Origin of the sequence: Duncaniella sp. C9 (assembly GCF_004803935.1) — a bacterium.
GTDB lineage: Bacteria > Bacteroidota > Bacteroidia > Bacteroidales > Muribaculaceae > Duncaniella > Duncaniella muris.
Genome location: NZ_CP039547.1, coordinates 929,434 through 947,700 on the forward strand (window position 1 = coordinate 929,434; position 18,267 = coordinate 947,700).

Genomic DNA, 18,267 nt, shown 5'->3' on the forward strand with positions numbered 1-18,267 from the left:
TCCGCACCCATGCCCGAAGAAGTTTACCACATACCAGCCCTGCTGCCCGAAACCATCTCGGCCCTTGACATTCAGCCCGGTGGAATCTACGTCGACGCCACATTCGGCGGCGGCGGCCACTCACGCGCCATCATGGAGCGTCTCGACGCAGGCCTCGGCGGAATGCTCTATTCCTTCGACCAGGACGAGGATGCGGTGCGCCGCGCCCCCTCCGACCCCCGTTTCACGATGGTCTACTCCAACTTCCGCTTCATCACAAACTTCATGCGCTACTATGACGTGGCTGAAGTTGACGGAGTGCTGGCCGACCTCGGAGTTTCCTTCCACCACTTCGATGACACCGAACGCGGTTTCTCCTTCCGCTTTGACGGACCCCTCGACATGAGGATGAACCGCCAGGCTGGCCGCTCGGCGGCAGATCTGGTCAACACCCTCCCCGAAGAGCGCATAGCCGAGATACTCTACATCTACGGCGAACTGAAACAGAGCCGCCAGATGGCCCGCTCGATCGTAAAAGCACGCAGCGAAAGCCCCCTGCAGACAATCGGACGGCTCATCGACGCCATCCGCCCCCACATTGACCCGCGCAAAGAGAAAAAAGAACTCGCCCAGGTGTTCCAGGCCCTCCGCATAGAGGTCAACGACGAAATGGGCGCACTCCGCGAACTCCTTCAGGGCGCACTCAAAGTCCTCAAGCCCGGCGGACGCCTCGCCGTAATCACCTACCACAGCCTCGAAGACCGCATGGTCAAGAACTTCATGAAGACAGGCAACTTCGCCGGCAACGTGGAGAAAGACTTCTTCGGGCGCATCGAAGCCCCCCTCAAGCCCTTGGGCGGCAAGCCGATAGTCCCCACGGCCGAAGAAACCGAGCGCAACCCCCGTTCGCGCAGCGCCAAACTCCGTGTAGCCGTAAAACTCTGATCCGCAAAAAAAATAATATATAAAATCTCCCGGAAACTCCCCTCCGGCAACTCCAGGACCCATCAACAATATGAAAGCCTCCATTATCACTCGCCTCTTCCGCGGCCAAGTCCTCTCAAGCGACTTCTTCGCCCGCCACTGGCTCCCGGTGCTCATCTGCATTGTGGTGATAATGGTCTATATAACGACCAAATACACCTGCCAGACCAACATGGAGAAAATCGCAGCCCTCGAACGCACCCTTGAGATAGTCAACAACGAAAAGGCCCGCGAGCGCAGCGCCTTCATGGGGCGCAAACGCGAAACTTCCATGCAACACATGGTCGACTCGCTCCACCTCAACCTCAAGGTCCAGGCCCAGCCGCCCTACAAAATACCCAAATGACCCTCCGCTCAACCCTCCCTCCGCCACTCTCATAACACCCTCACAGCCCACAACATTCTCTGACCAACCAACGTGAAAAAGGACAACCGAAGCAACATACTTCTGCGCTATGGACTCGTCATCGTGTTCATTCTGCTTCTTTCGGCGATGATCGTATCGAAACTCGTCGAAAACACCGTCATTGACGCTGACAAGTGGAACGAACGCGCCGACGCCTTGCTCACACAGAGCAAGGTCATAGTGCCCCCGCGCGGCAACATCCTCGCCTCTGACGGCAGCGTCCTGGCCACAAACCTCAACTTCTACACCGCCCGCATCGACTACCGCGCCGAGAAATTCAACGAAAAACTCCTGCGCGACACCATTGACTGGCTTGCCGCCGACATGGCCCGCCTCTTCCCCGTGCGCAACGCAAAGGCCTGGAAAAAACACCTCCTCGCACCCCTCGACAAGAAGCACAGCGAACGCCCCAGAGCCTACAAACTCCTCAGCGGACTCTCGCACACCGACATGGAGACCATGCGTACCCTCCCATTCTTCAGCATCAAAAACCGCAACCGCAACGGCCTGACATTCGAAAAATACATGCGCCGCTTCAACCCCTACGGCGACATGGCACGCCGAAGCATCGGAGGCGTGGGCGAAACCACTGAAAGCAAGGAGATCCACGGCATTTCAGGCCTCGAAAAGGCCCTCGACTCGCTCCTCTACGGCAAGATTGGCTACAGCAAGATGATCAACCTCACAAAAAAGATCACAGACTGGACAGACATCCCGGCAGTGCCCGGCAGCGACATAGTGACCACAATCGACATCAACATGCAGGACATAGTGGAGAGCGAGCTCAACAACGTGCTTGACACCTGCGGGGCCGACTGGGGGGTGGCTGTGCTCATGGATGTCAAGACCGGCGACATCAAGGCAATCTCCAATCTTGAGCGCAATCCCCGCGGTCCGGGCTACATCGAGGCCCGCAACCGGGCAGTGATGGGCTACGAGCCCGGATCAGTCGTTAAGACCCTCTCCATGATGATAGCCGTTGAAGACGGCATTGTCACCAACTTCGACGAAATGCTCCCCACCGGCAGCGGATGGGCTTATGCAGGCGGCCGTGCCATCACCGACGCCCACCACTCCACTGCCATCCGCGTGGGCGACGTGCTCGAACAGTCGTCAAACATCGGCATGGCCCGCATCATAACCCGGAAATACAACGACAATCCCGGAGCCTTCTACTCGCGCATCAAGCAGCTCGGATTCCTCGAACCGCTCAACACCGGAATAGCCGGCGAGGTGCCCCCGCGCATCGACAGTGTGCCCTCTGACCGCGGAGGCCGCATTGCCCTCTCGCGCATGAGCTACGGCTATGCCACCGAAATTCCGCCCCTCTACACCCTGGCCATCTACAACGCCATAGCCAATGACGGTGTCTTCGTGCGCCCACGTCTGGTCAAGGAGATCCGCGGCGAGGTCGACTCGGTGCTCCCCGTAGGCTACATGGGTTCCGGACGAGCATGTTCGCCACGAACGGCAAAAATTGTGCGCGAGATGCTGACCAACGTGGTCTGGGGCGACCACGGCACCGGACGCTTCCTCCGCAACAACACCGTGCGCATCGCCGGAAAGACCGGCACATGCTACATGATCGAGAACGGTGCCTACAACCAGGGCAAGAAGCGCCTGGCTTTCTGTGGCTTCTTCCCCGCAGAAAACCCGATGTACTCCTGCGTGGTGCTCACATGCCACCCAACCAAAAACTTCTTTGGAGCCGCCACCACCTCCGGCCAGGTGCTGCGCAACGTGGCTCTCAAGCTATACTCCCGCGGAATGCTCGGCAACAGCTCGGACTACCGCGACAACACCCCCTCGACCAACGCCCCAACCTTCTATGTGACCCCCGGCAAGAATCCATATGAGAGAGTCAAAGCCGAATTCTCCATACCCTCGCGCCGCACTCTCCGCGCCCCCGAAACCGCTTCGGCCTCCGGAGTGCCTGACGTCAGAGGCTACGGACTCCGTGATGCCCTCGTGGCCCTCGAAAACGCAGGCTACAACGTGGAATACTCCGGTTCGGGCTACGTCAGGTCTATGAGCCACACCGCCGGATCGCATCCGCCAAAAGGCACCCGCATCCGCCTCGTTCTGGCCAACTGAACATCCGGAGCCCAAAACTCCTTATATATATAATAAACCGTCTTCTCACCCCCCTCTCCCTCACCGCCTCCGGGCACTACAGATTTCCGAAACAACAACCAAATCAATAATTTCAAAGGTGAAAAAGCTCAACGAACTGCTCGCTCCGGTGCAAACCGTCGAGATCATCGGCAGTGATGATAAAATGATATCGGGTCTGACCTCCGACTCCCGTCAGGTGACTGAAGGGACACTCTTCGTGGCAGTCCCCGGCGTCAGCGTCGACGGCCACAGGTTCATACCGATGGCCGTGGAGAAAGGAGCCACTGCGGTGGTCTGCCAGCAGCTCCCCGAAGACCTCTCGACGCATGTCACCTACATCGTGGTCCCCTCCTCGGCGCTCGCCCTCGGCTATCTCGCATCGCAGTGGTGGGACAACCCTTCGCGCAAACTGCACCTCGTAGGCGTCACCGGCACAAACGGCAAGACAACCACCGCCACACTCATCTATGAGATGGCGCGGCTGCTCGGCCACAAGGCCGGACTCCTCTCAACCGTCTGCAACTACGTGGACGACACCGCCTATCCCACCGACCATACAACCCCTGACCCGCTGACCATCAACGAACTTCTCCACCGCATGGTGGAAGCCGGCTGTGAATATGCCGCAATGGAAGTCAGCTCACACGCCGCCGACCAGCAGCGCATTGCCGGTCTGCGCTTCGAAGGGGGCATCTTCACCAACCTCACCCGCGACCACCTCGACTACCACAAGACTTTCGAGGCCTATCTCGCCGCCAAGAAGAAATTTTTCGACCTGCTCCCCGCCGATGCCTTCGCGCTGACCAACGCTGACGACAAGGTGGGCGACGTAATGCTTCAGAACACCCGCGCACGGCGTTTCACCTACTCTCTGCGCTCCGAGGCCGACTTCCGCGGACGCATCGTGGAGTCACGCCTCGACGGCACCCTCCTGAGCCTCAACGGCCACGAGGTGGAACTGCTTTTCACCGGAAAATTCAACGCCTACAACCTCACGGCCGTCTACGGAGCCTGCATTCTGCTGGGCTGGAACCACGACAACGTGCTCCGGGAGATGTCGCGCCTGGTCCCGGTGGCCGGACGCTTCCAGGCCTTCCATTCGCCCAAGGGCTACACGGCGATCGTTGACTACGCCCACACGCCTGACGCAGTGGTCAACGTGCTCAACGCCATCCGCGAGGTCATAGGCCGTCAGGGCGAGATCATCACCGTGGTCGGAGCCGGCGGCAACCGCGACAAGGGCAAGCGCCCCATCATGGCCCGCGAGGCCGCAGCCCGCAGCGAACGCCTCATCCTCACCTCTGACAATCCACGCTTCGAGGAGCCTGAAGAGATTCTCCGCGACATGGAGGAAGGTCTTGACGAGGAAGCCCGCACACGCACACTCCACATCACCGACCGCCGCCAGGCCATCCGCACCGCCGCCACCCTCGCCTCGAAAGGCTCCGTGATCCTCATAGCCGGCAAAGGCCATGAGGACTACCAGGAGATCAAGGGCGTCAAACACCATTTCGACGACCGCGAGGTGGTCCGCGAGATCATAGCCTCCGAATCAGCCTCCGGCCGATAGAAATCCCCCCGATTGAATCCCCCGATTGATAAACCGATCTAAAAATATTTATCCCAAGTGCTTTATTATCTATTTGACCTTCTGCAAGACAGCCACATACCCGGATCACGACTGATGACCTACATCACCTTCCGCTCCGGAGCCGCGCTGCTGCTCTCGCTCTTCATAGCCCTGGTGTTCGGCCGCAAGATCATTGACCGCCTGCAGCTCATGCAGGTCGGAGAGATCATCCGCGACCTCGGCCTCGAAGGACAGATGCAGAAGACCGGAACTCCGACAATGGGCGGAGTAATCATAATCATCGCCATCCTCATTCCCTGCCTGCTTGTGGGCGATTTGAGCAACATCTACATGATCCTCATGCTGATATCAACCATATGGCTCGGATCACTCGGCTTCTGCGACGACTACATCAAAGTGGCCAAGCACGACAAGGAGGGCATGAAAGGCAAATTCAAGATCATAGGCCAGGTGGGCCTCGGACTCATAGTGGGCCTCACCATGTATCTCAGCCCCGACATCACTCAGCGCCAGGTAACGCCGGTTACATACTCGGAGAACAATGTGGAGACCGTCATGGCAAGCGAGAGCCAGGATGTGAAGTCGACCCAGACCACCATCCCCTTTGTCAAGGACAACAACTTCGACTATGCCTATCTGACCCAGTGGCTCGGCGACTACGCCCAGGTCGGCGGCTGGATACTGTTCATCCTCGTGGTCATCGTGGTTGTGGCCGCCACAAGCAACGGAGCCAACCTCACCGACGGCCTCGACGGCCTCTGTGCTGGCACCTCGGCTATCATCTGCGTGGCCCTGGCCATCATGGCCTATCTCGGAGGCAACGTCATCTACTCCACCTACCTCAACATCATGTACATACCCCAGTCGTCGGAGCTGGTTGTGTTCATGTCGGCCTTCATCGGCGCCCTGATCGGCTTCCTCTGGTACAACGCCTACCCCGCGCAGGTCTTCATGGGCGACACCGGATCGCTGACCATCGGCGGCATCATAGCCGTGTTCGCCATCCTCATCCACAAGGAGCTTCTGATCCCCATCCTCTGCGCCATTTTCTTTGTTGAAGACCTCTCGGTGATGCTCCAGGTGGCCTATTTCAAATACACCAGGCGCAAATACGGCAAGGGGCAGCGCATCTTCAAGATGACCCCCCTCCACCACCACTATCAGAAGCCCGGCAACTCAGGCATCGAGGCCATCATCCAGGCCCCCTTGCGCGCCATCCCCGAATCGAAGATCGTCACCCGCTTCTGGATCATCGGCATCTTCCTCGCAGTCATAACATTCGTAACCCTCAAGATCAGGTAATCAGCAATCCTGACACCCGATAAGCTAAAACAACAGCAAGCATACCAATGGCAAAAAATCTCGTCATACTCGGCGGAGGTGAGAGCGGCGTAGGCGCCGCCATCCTCGGCAAGGAAAAAGGAATAAACGTGTTTCTCAGCGACTATGGAACCATAGCCGGACACTATCGCCGCATGCTCGACGACGAAGGAATAGAATGGGAACAGGGGGGCCACTCGATGGACCGCATACTCGCGGCCGACGAGGTGGTCAAAAGCCCCGGCATTGCCCCGACCACTCCCGTGATGAAGGCCATCACCGAGAAAGGCATTCCCGTGATCTCCGAAATAGAATTGGCCGGACGCTACACCGACGCCAAAATGGTCTGCATCACCGGCAGTAACGGAAAGACCACAACCACACTCCTCACCTACCACATACTCAAAAACGCAGGCATCAACGTGGGCCTTGCAGGAAACGTGGGCCGCAGCATGGCCCTTCAGGTGGCACGCGAGAAGCATGATGTCTACGTGATCGAACTGTCAAGCTTCCAGCTGGAAAACATGTATGACTTCCGTGCCAACATCGCCGTGATCCTCAACATAACCCCCGACCACCTCGACCGCTACGACTACAAGATGCAGAACTACATCAACGCCAAGTTCCGCATCCTCAACAATCTCACCCCGCAGGACGCCTTCATCTACTGGCAGGACGACCCCGTGATCACAAGCCAGCTCGAACGCATCCGCACCGAGGCGCAGCTCTATCCCTTCGCCGAACACTTCGAGAAGGGCTGCCACGCCTACGTAGACAATGACAGCGACGAGGCTTCGCTCATAATCGACACCCCTGAGACTTCGCTCAGAATGCCCCGCGCCGAGCTCTCGCTCAACGGTCTCCACAACCTCTACAACTCAATGGCCGCCGCCCTCTCGGCCTGCCTGCTCGACATCGACAAGCAGGAGATCCGCGGAGCGCTCGGCGACTTCGAAGGTGTGGAACACCGTCTGGAATACACTGCCACAGTCAACGGCGTCCGCTACATCAACGACTCCAAGGCCACCAATGTCAACTCATGCTGGTATGCCCTCGAATCAATGCCCGCTGACACAGTGCTGATTCTCGGCGGCAAGGACAAGGGCAACGACTACTCCGAAATCCTCCCCCTCGTGAAAGAAAAGGTGAAAGCCATCATCTGCATGGGCAAGGACAACAGCAAGCTCCTCGACTTCTTCACCGGTCAGGTGCCTGAGATCCATGACACCCACTCGATTCAGGAAGCCGTGGCCACCGCCGCCGCCATCTCCCGCGAAGGCGACACAGTGCTCCTCTCGCCATGCTGCGCAAGTTTCGACCTCTTCAGCAGCTATGAAGACCGCGGCCGTCAGTTCAAGGAGCAGGTCCGCGCCCTCGAATCGAAATAGGCACTTGATAATACAGATATGAGAGGCTGTTATTAACCGGCCTCTAAGCATCCAGATAACATAACCCTCCAATCTCTCCGTCAGCCAATGGCAGTCCAGAGTCAGACAATACCAGCACACGGCGAACAGCCGGCGGCAAAACCCAAGGCCGTCTCGAAAGCCGACAAACACATCTGGGGCATCTTCATAGCCCTCTGCATCATCTCGACCATCGAGCTCTACAGCGCCTCCTCGCGCGAGGTGGCCGGCTCGTCGATCGGTGTGATGGGACCGATCCTGCGCCACATCGTAATGCTTGCAGGAGGCACATTCGTGGTATGGTTCCTCTCCAAGCGTCACTATTCCGACTTCATTCCCTTCACCCTCGGATTCGCGCTCGTCAGCGTGGCCATGATGGTCTACGTCATGTTTTTCGGCGAGATAGTCAACGGTGCCAGGCGCTCGCTGACCATACTCGGAATAGGCATCTATCCGGCCGAGATGGTCAAACTGTCGGCCGTGCTGCTCATAGCCCTTGTGATGACCTGGAATCCAAACACAAAGAAGGTGGGCGTTACCTCAAACGCAGTAAAATATTCCGGAGTCATAGTGCTGCTGCTGAGCGGGCTGCTGATAAAGCAGGGCCTGACCAACACTCTGCTGCTTCTGGCCATCAGCTACTCGATGATGATAGTGGGCGGCGTGAAATTCTCCCACCTCTTTGTGCTGACCATCGCCTACATGGCCCTCGGCGGTCTCTTCGTAGCCTACCTCATGTGGAGCGACTCGCGGTCAAGTGAAATTCCGGCTGACGCAGAGCAGAAAATCGAACTTGTAAGTGCCGACGGGACGGCAGATAAAAGCCCCTCGCGAATAGACACCTGGCTGGCACGCCTGGAGCGTCACAAAGATAAATCGACACCCAAATGGGAAATCCCTGCCGTAGGCAAGAACCGTCAGGAGATCCTCTCTTACATGGCCCAGGCCCACGGCGGCATCCACGGCGTAGGACCCGGCAACTCCCGCGAAGCCTCGCGCCTGCCGCTGGCGTTCTCTGACTATATTTTTGCCATAATAGTCGAGGAACTCGGACTGATAGGCGGCCTCGTGGTGCTTCTTCTCTACCTCTGGCTCTTAGGTCGCGCCTCAGGAATCGCATCGCATTGCAACCGAACCTACCCCGCGCTTGTTGTAATAGGTATGGCGGTGATGATAGCCTTCCAGGCCCTCTTCCACATAGCCATCGTGACAGGCGTCTTCCCCGTCTCCGGCCAGCCGCTGCCACTGCTATCAAAAGGAGGTACCTCGATCCTCGTGACCGCGATAGCCTTCGGCATTATGCTCTCCATCAGCCGCACAGCCACCCGCCAGGGAGGCAAAAAGCAGGATATCCGCGATGAAATCGAGGCCCTGCCCGAACAGTTCGGCGCCGAAAACCAGATGCAGCTCTGATCTCCCGCAGAACCATTCACAGAATGCTCTAACCCTCAACCATTCACCCCATATCTTTATTTGTGCCTCATGAATGAAGAAAAGACCAAAATAAACCGTGTGCTTATCTCCGGCGGAGGTACCGGAGGCCACATCTTTCCCGCTCTGTCGATAGCCAATGCCGTCAGACGGCGCTTTCCGGAGGCCGAAATCCTCTTTGTAGGCGCCCTCGGCCGCATGGAGATGGAGCGTGTGCCCGCCGCAGGCTACAGGATCGAGGGCCTGCCCGTGGCCGGTTTTGACCGCAAACGTCTCTGGCGCAATTTCGGTGTGCTCATCAAACTCTGGAAGTCACTGCGCAAGGCGCGCCGTATAGTGCGCGACTTCCGTCCCGACATTGCCGTAGGCGTGGGCGGCTATGCAAGCGGACCTGTGCTCAAGCAGGCCCAGAAGCAGGGAGTGCCCACTCTGCTGCAGGAACAAAACTCCTATGCCGGGGTCACCAACAAACTCCTGGCCAAGAAAGCCAAAGCCATCTGCGTGGCCTATGACGGCATGGACCGCTTCTTCCCCGCCGCCTCGATCTCCAAGACCGGCAACCCCGTCAGGACCGACCTTGAAAACTGCACCCTCACCCAGGCCGAAGCCAAACAGCAGCTCGGTTTCGACCCTGAAAAGCCCCTGGTGCTTGCCGTGGGCGGCAGTCTCGGCGCCCGCACTGTCAACGAGGCCATAGCCGCCTCGCTCCCCATGCTCCGCGACAAGGGTGTGAGCCTCATGTGGCAGACCGGACGCTATGGCGCTCCGGAATTTCAGAAACTTGCCGGCGGCTATGACAATGTCAGGGCCACGACGTTCATCTCTGACATGGACGTGGCCTACCGCGCGGCAGATTTGGTGGTGTCACGCGCCGGAGCAGGTACCATCTCCGAACTTCAGAACCTCGGCAAAGCCTGTGTGCTCGTGCCCTCGCCCAATGTGGCCGAAGACCATCAGCGCCACAACGCCGAAGCCCTCTCCACCCGCGGCGCAGCCGTCATGATCCTCGACGCCGAGGCCGTGGCCACCCTGCCCGCCACCCTTGAATCACTCATCACCGACCCGGCAAAGCGCGCAGCCCTCAGCAGCGAGATCAGCAAAATGGCGCTCCGCAACGCCGATGAAAAGATTGTCGACATAATCATCAATACCATAGAAGCAGCAATATGAAACACGATATATCTGAAATCAGCAACATATACTTCGTAGGAGCCGGCGGCATAGGCATGGCTGCTCTCGAACGCTATTTCCTCGCCACCGGCAAAAAGGTGGCCGGCTATGACTGCACCCCGACAGCCCTGACCGACGGACTCCGCGCCGAAGGGGTTGAGATCAGCTTCGACGAAAACGCCGACAGCATACCTGAGGCATTCCGCAACCCGGAGACAACGCTGGTGGTCTACACTCCGGCGGTGCCTGAAAGCCTCCCGCAGCTGCGCTATTTCCGCAACAACGGCTTCGAGGTGCTCAAACGCGCCGCAGTGCTCGGACTGATCACCCGCAACAGCCGCTCGCTCTGCTTCGCCGGCACCCACGGCAAGACCACAACCTCGTCAATGGCCGCCCACATACTGAAAAGCGGCTCGTTCGGCTGCAACGCCTTCCTCGGAGGCGAGATGCTCAACTACGGCACCAATTTCCTGCTGGCGCCGCAGTCGGCCTACAGTGTGATCGAGGCCGACGAGTTTGACCGCTCCTTCCATCACCTGACCCCCTCCGTGGCCGTCATCACCGCCACTGACCCTGACCACCTCGACATCTACGGCACCGAGGAGGCCTATCTGGAAAGCTTCGCCCGGTTCACTGAGCTGATCCGCCCTGACGGAGCGCTCATCATCCACGAGAACCTCAAGCTCAAGCCCCGCCCGCAGGAGGGAGTCAGAGTCTACACCTACTCGCGTGACAGCGGTGACTTCCACGCCGGCTATGTGCGCCGCGCCAACGGCACCATCACCTTCGATCTCATCACCCCCCGCGGCATCATCCGCAACATCAATCTCGGAGTACCCGTGGAGGTCAACATTGAAAACGCCGTGGCCGCAGCAGCAGCCATCTGTCTCACAGATGCCTGGGAGCCTGAGGTGGTGCGCGAGGCCATCAGCAGCTACCGCGGCACCAAGCGCCGTTTCGAGACCCATCTGAAAGAGGACAACGGAGCCGGACGGGTGATCATAGACGACTACGCCCATCACCCCGAAGAGGTGCGCAAGTCAATCGAATCGGTCAAGGCCATCTATCCCGGCCGCAAGCTGACAGTGGCCTTCCAGCCGCATCTCTACAGCCGCACCCGCGACTTCGCCCCTGAATTCGCCGATGCACTCTCCGGAGCCGATTCACTGGTGCTTCTCGACATCTACCCCGCCCGCGAAGAGCCGATAGAAGGCGTAAGCTCCGAAATCATCTTCGACAAGGTGCGCTGCGAGGATAAAATCTTAATTAACAAAGAAAAATTGGTGGAAACACTGAAAAACCGTAACTTTGACATCCTCCTGACTTTAGGCGCGGGTGACATCAACACCTTCATCCCCGCCATCATAGAGAATCTCCACTGATCAACGAATTCACTGACCCTGACAGAATCATCACACCACCCCGAAAGAAACCAATGTCGCGCTACCTGACCATAATATTCTCACTGCTGCTTGTGGCCTATCTGGTCATAGCCCTGACCGTAACCGCCACCGAGGCCGATACGGAGCCTTGCCGCGGCATGGAGATCACGATAGCCGGAGCCGACGGCAACCAGCGTTTCGTCACCCCGGCCGAGCTCTCGCGCGAGCTCGACTCGCTGCCTGACAAAGCCGCAGGACTGGCACTGTGCAACATCAACACCCAGCAGATACGCCGCCGGCTGCTTGAGATGGACAAGATAGAGGATGCCGAGGTGGTGCGCTACACCGATGGCTCGATCCGCATCAAGGCCACTCCGATCATACCGGTGGCCAGAGTGTTTGACGACGGAGAGTCGTACTACATCAACCGTGCGGGCAAGCGGGTGAAAGCCGACGCGCGCTTCCACAAGGATGTGCCCGTGATCGAGGGGCATTTCAACCCGTCAGACACGGTGTTCACACCCGAATCGCTGCTTCCGCTTCTGAACTACATTTCCGGTGACTCTGTCTGGAACTCCTATATCTCGATGATCAAGGTGAAATCACCCACTGACATCATACTCGTCCCGGTGATCTGCGAACATGTGATCAACTTCGGGACACCCTCACATTTCGACGACAAATTCTCACGACTGAAGAAATTCTATTCAAAAGTGCTCCCGCTGCAGGGCTGGGAAAAATATGACACGATCTCGCTCAAATGGAACGGCCAGTTAGTGGCCACCAAGCGCCGCAAGGCTCCGCAGAAGGTGGAGACAGTGCAGTATGACGACGACGAGAGCGTGGACACCGGCACGATGCTTGCGGGCGATGACGTGGCCCCCGGCCAGACCATTCCCGGCATGAAGGCCCACTCCGAAAAGCCTATTCCGGCCGCAAGGAAGAGTGCTCCGGCCGCCGCGGCGCCAAAGACCGCAGCTGACAACCAACAGACACAGAACAAAATCAACTGAAAACCCAATACATCTCCATGGAAGAAAAATATATAGTGGCTCTCGAAATAGGGAGCTCGAAAATAAAAGGTGCGATAGGCATCGTAGACCCTCAGGGCACATTGAGTGTGAAAGCTGTAGAAGAGGAGAAACTCTATGACGGGGTGCGCTACGGCTGCATACGCAATGTGGTAGAGACGGCAGGCGCGATCCGCAACGTGATCGGACGTCTGGAGATGCGCGAGCCGGGGCGCAACGTGACCGGAGTCTATGTCTCGGTGGGCGGACGCTCGCTGATGGCCCAGGGCATCGAGATTGAACGCCGATTGCCGCAGGAAATGGAGATAACCAACGAGCTGATTGCCGACATGACCGGCGACGCGCTCAACTATCAGCTGCACGAACGCACGATAGTCGACGTTACTCCCAAGGAGTTCAGGGTTGACAATTCGCCGACAAACCGCGCGGTGGGCATGTTCGGCTCCCACGTGTCGGCCCGGCTGAATCTGATCAGCTGCCGCACTCAGCTTGTCAGAAACCTCAACCATGTGCTTGACGAGCGTCTGCATCTGCCGGTGCATGACATGTTCGTGCGCCAGATAGCCGAAGCCGATTTCGTGCTCTATCCCGAAGAGAAGCGCCAGGGATGTATGCTGGTTGACTGCGGGGCGGAGACCACCACGGTGTCGATCTACAAGAACGGTGTGCTGCTCTACATGAGCACCATCCCGATGGGTTCGCGCAACATCACACGCGACATTACCGCCATGAACTATCTCGAAGAGCGCGCCGAGGAGCTGAAGATCGACGGCGGAAACGCTCTGAGCTCTACGGAGCCGACTCCGATGCCGTCAAACGGACTGATTGACTACGGCCAGATCAACAACTATGTGGCCGCGCGCGCCGGAGAGATCATTGCCAATATCAACGAACAGATCAAATATGCGGGTCTGACCCCCGACAGGCTCCCTGCGGGCATCATACTGACCGGCCGCGGATCGAAGCTCAACGGTTTTGACCGCCGTCTGGAAAACCTCACCACCCTGAAGGTGCGCTATGGCGGTCCGGTGAACCGTGTGCGCATCCTTGACGGACGCATCAATGCCTCAGACCATGTGGACGTGATCTCGATTCTTGCCGCGGCTGCCAAAGACCGCGAGGTCAAGGAGTGTCTGAGCCGTCCGGAACCGGTTGTGATAGCTCCGGAGCCTATTTATAACTCAATTGACGAGGTGCGTCAGCAGCCGTCACCGCAGAAACCCGCTTATCAGCAGAACGCTTATCAGCAAAGCGGATATCAGCAAAACAGTTATCAGCAGCCTCAGCAGTCTCAGCAGCCTCAACCCCAGCCAGCGGCGCCACAAAGACCGGAATATCAGAACCCCAGGCCGGCTGAACCCGAAAAGCCGGAACCCGCTCCGGCTCCGGAGAAGAAGAGAGGTTTCTCGCTGTGGGGCACGGTGCGCGAACGGCTTGTCAATCTCATGACCGAGCCTGTGGAGGACGATGATATCGACAACGATAACTAAACACATTCTTTATATAACACACTTACAGAGCAATTCACTCCCCTCATTTCTCTCCCCTGAAGCTGTAACAAAAATCTTACTCAAAAAATGGAAGATCAGATCAACAACTATAATCAGGACATCTCTGACACTTCGGCTTTCAAGAGCAACAATGAAGGCTCGGATCTCGCCTGCAACATCATGGCCATCGGTGTGGGCGGCGGCGGCAACAATGCCGTGAATCATATGTATGTCCAGGGCATAAAGAATGTGTCCTTCGTCAATATCAACACTGACCATCAGACGCTGTGTCACTCGCGTGTGCCCCACACTCTGGAGATCGGCGACGGTCTGGGTGCGGGCAACAAGCCTGAGAAGGCCCGCGATTTCGCTGAGGAAAGCGCCGAGGAGATTGCGGATCTGTTTGACGACCAGACCAAGATGGTGTTCATCACTGCCGGTATGGGCGGCGGCACCGGCACCGGTGCGGCTCCCGTGGTGGCCCGTATTGCCAAGGAGCGCGGACTGCTGACCATCGGTATCGTGACCATTCCCTTCCTCTTCGAGGGGCAGAAGAAGATCCGCAAGGCTATAGCCGGTGCCGACGAGATGGCGAAGCATGTGGATGCGCTGCTTGTGATCAACAATGAGCGTCTGGGCGAGATCTACGGTGATCTCGATTTCCTGAATGCGTTCGGCAAGGCTGACGATACGCTGTCAATAGCCGCGCGTTCTATCTCGGAGCTGATCACCTGCAACGGTCTGATCAACCTTGACTTCAATGACGTTGATTCTACTCTGCGCGACGGTGGCGCGGCTATCATCTCGACCGGCTATGGCGAGGGTGAGAACCGTGTGACCAACGCTATCCATAACGCTCTGAATTCTCCGCTTCTGAAGAACCGCGATATCCTGGGCTCGAAGAAGCTGCTTTTCAATCTGTATTTCAACCCGAACGCCGAGGAGAAGTTCCTGATGAGCGAGACCCGCGAGATCACGGATTTCATCGGTGCGATCAACACGGATGTGGATGTGATCTGGGGCGTCGGTTTCGACGAGTCGCTGGGCAATGGCGTGAAGATGACTATCCTTGCGGCGGGCTTCGATGTGACTCTGCGCGAGGAGGAGGAGGAAATCATGGCCGGAGGCGCGGCAAGCGGTTTCGGTTTCTCGATGGGTACTCCGGGTTCGCGCAGCTCTTCTCCGGCGGCTTCAAACAGTGCAAGTGCACCGGCTGTTCCTGCGCCGGCTGCTCCTGTGGCTCCTGCCAAGCCTAAGGAACCGGAGGTTTCTGACGAGCGTCTGGCCGAGGAGTATGGCCTGACCAAGATCAAGGATCTGACGGAGGGGAAGGACCGCTCGTCGACTATCGTGCTGGGGCTGAATCAGCTTGATGACGATGCTGTCTGCGATATTCTGGAGAAGTATCCTACCTATAAGCGTGACCGCAAGATTGTGGAGGATGTGCGCAGCGGTGCTCTCGACGGTGCGTCGGGTCTCCAGGCTTCAGGTCAGGCTTCGGGTTCGGCGGGTCAGACTATCAGTTTCGGTTAATCGGCGTTCACGCGCAATATATAAGCCCCGGCGGCAGTCTTTTTACAGACTGCGGCCGGGGCGTTTTTTTGTCATTGTGCCATTCGGGACCGTAAATCGGTGTCCTGTCGGACACCATGCGTGGGTGGGACTGATAACCCGTGACACCTGCGCGCGTTGCGCTACGGTGTCACGGGCTATGAGTAAATCGATGTCCTGTCGGACATCACCCTCCCGGAATCCCGCAGGGCGTGATGGTAAATCGGTGTCCGTGAGGGTGCGATCCGGCAGGTGTGCGGGGCGGCGGGTGTCCTCACGGACACGGATTTACGGTTCCGAAGGGAATATGCCTTGGTGTGGTGGGTAAAATAGTTGTCTGAACCTATCCTGGGGGCTGATGCTGCCTATGATGTTCGGCAGGGAGTCGATTTGTGGTACCGGACGGAGTCGAGGAGGGCGGGGGTGGGGGATTCGAAGTTGGTGATGGGGAGGTTGATGCGTTTGAGCTGTTCGAGCGGTTGGACTGGTGCGGTGACTCCCGTGGGATAGGGTAGGCGTGAGTATTCCCGGAAGTATTGCAGACAGGCATCTTTCCACCACCGGGCGTCGGCGGCCTGGGTGCGCAGGCGTTCGGCTACGTCGGCGTGGAGTTCGGGCCTGATGTAGGGGCGTACTTCCTCCCAGCGGCGACGGTAGTCTTCGGCTGTCGAGACTCCTCGCTCGTAGCGGTAGCAGAGTTCATCCCAGAGCGTATGGCCGGATTTCAGGCGATGGGTCCAGGGCACGTGGTGGAACCAGAGCAGAAATTCTTCAGGGCAGGTGGCAATGTCGTTGAGCTGAGAGCGCAGGGGTTCGGGATATTGCTCTACGGCGTTGCTGCCTGAAGTGGTGCGGTTGAAGCCAAGCCCTTGGCGGTCGGCGCAGTGGTAGTATTTAGGGAGCCAGTCGGGGCGGGCGCCGGGTATGTCACACCAGGGTTCGGGCCCGTAGTGGTGGCCGAAGGCGAAGATGTGGTGCAGTCCGAGGGGCATCATGTAGTCAACCACCGCTTCTCGGCTTGTCAGGAACATGTCGAGCAGGCCGGAGTAGATGCTGTCAGGGATATTGCTGCCTGGTATCAGCAGATTTGCGTCGATCCACTCGCGCGCTATCCGGGCGGGGCTTAGCCGGGGGTCCCAGGCCAGACGTCCGAAGGCATGCCAGTTGGCTCCGGCAAGCGGATTGCCGGTCATGTTGTCGGAGTCGCCGATGTTGGCCACTCCGGCGATGGCTGTGAGCGAGGAGGGTTTTACATATTCGAAAAATTCAGTCCACATCGGGGCCAGGAAGGCCAGATGGTTGGCGTGGCCGAGATATTCCTGGGTCACCTGGAATTCGACCATCCGGTCGGTCTGCGGCATGGCGCCGAACAGCGGGGAGTAGGGTTCGCGTGGCTGGAAGTCGATGGGGCCGTTTTTGATCTGTATGATGACGTTTGGATCAAATTTTCCGTCGAGCGGCTGGAATTCCATGTATGCCTGCTTGGCGCGGTCGGCGTCGATTGGCGAATAGACAAATGCGCGCCACATCACTATGCCGCCGTGGGGTTTCAGTGCGCGGGCGAGCATGTTGGCTCCGTCGGCGTGGCTTCGGCCGAAGTCCATCGGGCCTGGCCGGCCTTCTGAGTTGGCTTTTACAAGAAATCCGCCGAAGTCGGGAATGAGCGAGTAGATTTCATCGGCTTTGTTTTTCCACCAGTCGGTCACTTCGGCTGCGAGCGGATCAGCCGTGGGCAGAGAGTCGAGCACCATAGGGGAGGCGAAGTTGACCGACAGGTAGACCTTAATTCCGTAGGGGCGGAACACGTCGGCCAAGCGCGCTACTTTCACGAGATAGTCATGGGAGAGGATCTGCGGCGAGGCGTTGACGTTGTTGAGCACGGTGCCGTTGATGCCTATGCGGGCGTTTTTGCGGGCATAGTCCAGATAGCGCGGCGATACGGAGTCGGGCAGAGCGTCCCAGTCCCAGAGGGAGTGGCCTGCATAGCCGCGCTCCACGGTGCCGTCAAGGTTGTCCCAGTGGTTGAGCAGGCGCAATGGGAATGCCGGGGCTTCTTCACGTGGAATCTGCATGGAGTCGCGCAGCAGAGAGTAGACACCGTAGAGGGCACCGGCATCATCCGCACTGCTGATGACGAACTTATGGCCTTCGCGTTCGATGCCGAAGGCCTCGGCTTTCATTCCAGGGGTGTGGCGGAACTCTACGGAGCTTCCTTTCCACAGGCGGTCAAGCTCCTGACGGGCGGTTGACGGTTCATGGCGCGAGCATGAGACCAGTGAAAGCAGCGCGGCTGCTATGACGATGAGTCTGTTCATTTCAGGGGGCTGGGTTGATAGGTTTGATTCTGTTTGGTCAGTCGCCGGGGCGTGACGTAGCTAAGAAACTGTTTATGAATTCATAAACAGTTTCTT

At 58.2% G+C, this 18,267-nt stretch carries 13 protein-coding genes; 12 read left to right on the forward strand and 1 reads right to left on the reverse strand.

Annotated elements, in window-relative coordinates; genetic code table 11:
* Positions 1 to 9 precede the first annotated feature (9 nt).
* The 12 genes from rsmH (at position 10) to E7745_RS03860 (ending at position 15,838) form a co-directional block, all read left to right on the forward strand.
* A complete protein-coding gene (gene rsmH / locus E7745_RS03805) occupies positions 10 to 924 on the forward strand; it encodes a 16S rRNA (cytosine(1402)-N(4))-methyltransferase RsmH (protein WP_123399553.1) in 915 nt (304 codons plus the stop codon).
* Positions 925 to 994: 70 nt separating this feature from the next.
* Positions 995 to 1,309 (forward strand): FtsL-like putative cell division protein, encoded by a 315-nt coding sequence (locus tag E7745_RS03810; protein WP_107031104.1) that lies wholly within the window; start codon positions 995 to 997, stop codon positions 1,307 to 1,309.
* Positions 1,310 to 1,381: 72 nt separating this feature from the next.
* The gene (locus tag E7745_RS03815; RefSeq protein ID WP_136408333.1) at positions 1,382 to 3,463 is read left to right on the forward strand and encodes a penicillin-binding protein; all 2,082 of its coding nucleotides are present in this window, start codon (positions 1,382 to 1,384) and stop codon (positions 3,461 to 3,463) included.
* A gap of 118 nt (positions 3,464 to 3,581) precedes the next feature.
* A complete protein-coding gene (locus tag E7745_RS03820; RefSeq protein WP_123399549.1) occupies positions 3,582 to 5,054 on the forward strand; it encodes a UDP-N-acetylmuramoyl-L-alanyl-D-glutamate--2,6-diaminopimelate ligase in 1,473 nt (490 codons plus the stop codon).
* 57 nt (positions 5,055 to 5,111) lie between these two features.
* Positions 5,112 to 6,377 (forward strand): phospho-N-acetylmuramoyl-pentapeptide-transferase, encoded by a 1,266-nt coding sequence (gene mraY / locus E7745_RS03825; RefSeq protein WP_107031107.1) that lies wholly within the window; start codon positions 5,112 to 5,114, stop codon positions 6,375 to 6,377.
* Positions 6,378 to 6,424: 47 nt separating this feature from the next.
* Complete coding sequence (gene murD / locus E7745_RS03830) at positions 6,425 to 7,783, forward strand: UDP-N-acetylmuramoyl-L-alanine--D-glutamate ligase (protein ID WP_136408334.1); 1,359 nt, start codon at positions 6,425 to 6,427, stop codon at positions 7,781 to 7,783.
* An 87-nt stretch (positions 7,784 to 7,870) separates the two neighbouring features.
* The gene (locus tag E7745_RS03835; protein ID WP_123399545.1) at positions 7,871 to 9,214 is read left to right on the forward strand and encodes an FtsW/RodA/SpoVE family cell cycle protein; all 1,344 of its coding nucleotides are present in this window, start codon (positions 7,871 to 7,873) and stop codon (positions 9,212 to 9,214) included.
* A gap of 69 nt (positions 9,215 to 9,283) precedes the next feature.
* Positions 9,284 to 10,402: an undecaprenyldiphospho-muramoylpentapeptide beta-N-acetylglucosaminyltransferase gene (murG, locus tag E7745_RS03840; protein ID WP_136408335.1), complete on the forward strand. Its 1,119-nt coding sequence runs from the start codon at positions 9,284 to 9,286 to the stop codon at positions 10,400 to 10,402.
* Positions 10,399 to 11,784, forward strand: a complete 1,386-nt coding sequence (gene murC, locus E7745_RS03845; RefSeq protein ID WP_136408336.1) for a UDP-N-acetylmuramate--L-alanine ligase — start codon at positions 10,399 to 10,401, stop codon at positions 11,782 to 11,784. The genes murG and murC overlap by 4 nt, the downstream gene beginning before the upstream one ends.
* Before the next feature lie 53 nt (positions 11,785 to 11,837).
* Positions 11,838 to 12,797, forward strand: coding sequence for a cell division protein FtsQ/DivIB (locus E7745_RS03850; RefSeq protein ID WP_136408337.1), 960 nt, complete (start codon positions 11,838 to 11,840; stop codon positions 12,795 to 12,797).
* A gap of 17 nt (positions 12,798 to 12,814) precedes the next feature.
* Positions 12,815 to 14,305, forward strand: a complete 1,491-nt coding sequence (locus E7745_RS03855) for a cell division FtsA domain-containing protein (protein WP_107031113.1) — start codon at positions 12,815 to 12,817, stop codon at positions 14,303 to 14,305.
* Between the two features lie 180 nt (positions 14,306 to 14,485).
* Positions 14,486 to 15,838 (forward strand): cell division FtsZ family protein, encoded by a 1,353-nt coding sequence (locus E7745_RS03860; protein ID WP_240740386.1) that lies wholly within the window; start codon positions 14,486 to 14,488, stop codon positions 15,836 to 15,838.
* A gap of 383 nt (positions 15,839 to 16,221) precedes the next feature.
* On the opposite strand, the gene E7745_RS03865 is transcribed toward E7745_RS03860, so the two are convergent.
* Complete coding sequence (locus tag E7745_RS03865; protein WP_136408338.1) at positions 16,222 to 18,171, reverse strand: alpha-glucuronidase; 1,950 nt, start codon at positions 18,169 to 18,171, stop codon at positions 16,222 to 16,224.
* Between the last annotated feature and the right edge of the window lie 96 nt (positions 18,172 to 18,267).

What these genes read in the sequence shown, in the direction of transcription:
- E7745_RS03810 (WP_107031104.1), top strand. Translation starts at nt 995, where the DNA reads ATGAAAGCCTCCATTATCACTCGCCTCTTCCGCGGCCAAGTCCTCTCA.
- E7745_RS03835 (WP_123399545.1), top strand. Translation starts at nt 7,871, where the DNA reads ATGGCAGTCCAGAGTCAGACAATACCAGCACACGGCGAACAGCCGGCG.
- E7745_RS03855 (WP_107031113.1), top strand. Translation starts at nt 12,815, where the DNA reads ATGGAAGAAAAATATATAGTGGCTCTCGAAATAGGGAGCTCGAAAATA.
- murD (WP_136408334.1), top strand. Translation starts at nt 6,425, where the DNA reads ATGGCAAAAAATCTCGTCATACTCGGCGGAGGTGAGAGCGGCGTAGGC.
- E7745_RS03865 (WP_136408338.1), bottom strand. Translation starts at nt 18,171, where the DNA reads ATGAACAGACTCATCGTCATAGCAGCCGCGCTGCTTTCACTGGTCTCA.
- rsmH (WP_123399553.1), top strand. Translation starts at nt 10, where the DNA reads ATGCCCGAAGAAGTTTACCACATACCAGCCCTGCTGCCCGAAACCATC.
- E7745_RS03850 (WP_136408337.1), top strand. Translation starts at nt 11,838, where the DNA reads ATGTCGCGCTACCTGACCATAATATTCTCACTGCTGCTTGTGGCCTAT.
- E7745_RS03860 (WP_240740386.1), top strand. Translation starts at nt 14,486, where the DNA reads ATGGCCATCGGTGTGGGCGGCGGCGGCAACAATGCCGTGAATCATATG.
- murC (WP_136408336.1), top strand. Translation starts at nt 10,399, where the DNA reads ATGAAACACGATATATCTGAAATCAGCAACATATACTTCGTAGGAGCC.
- murG (WP_136408335.1), top strand. Translation starts at nt 9,284, where the DNA reads ATGAATGAAGAAAAGACCAAAATAAACCGTGTGCTTATCTCCGGCGGA.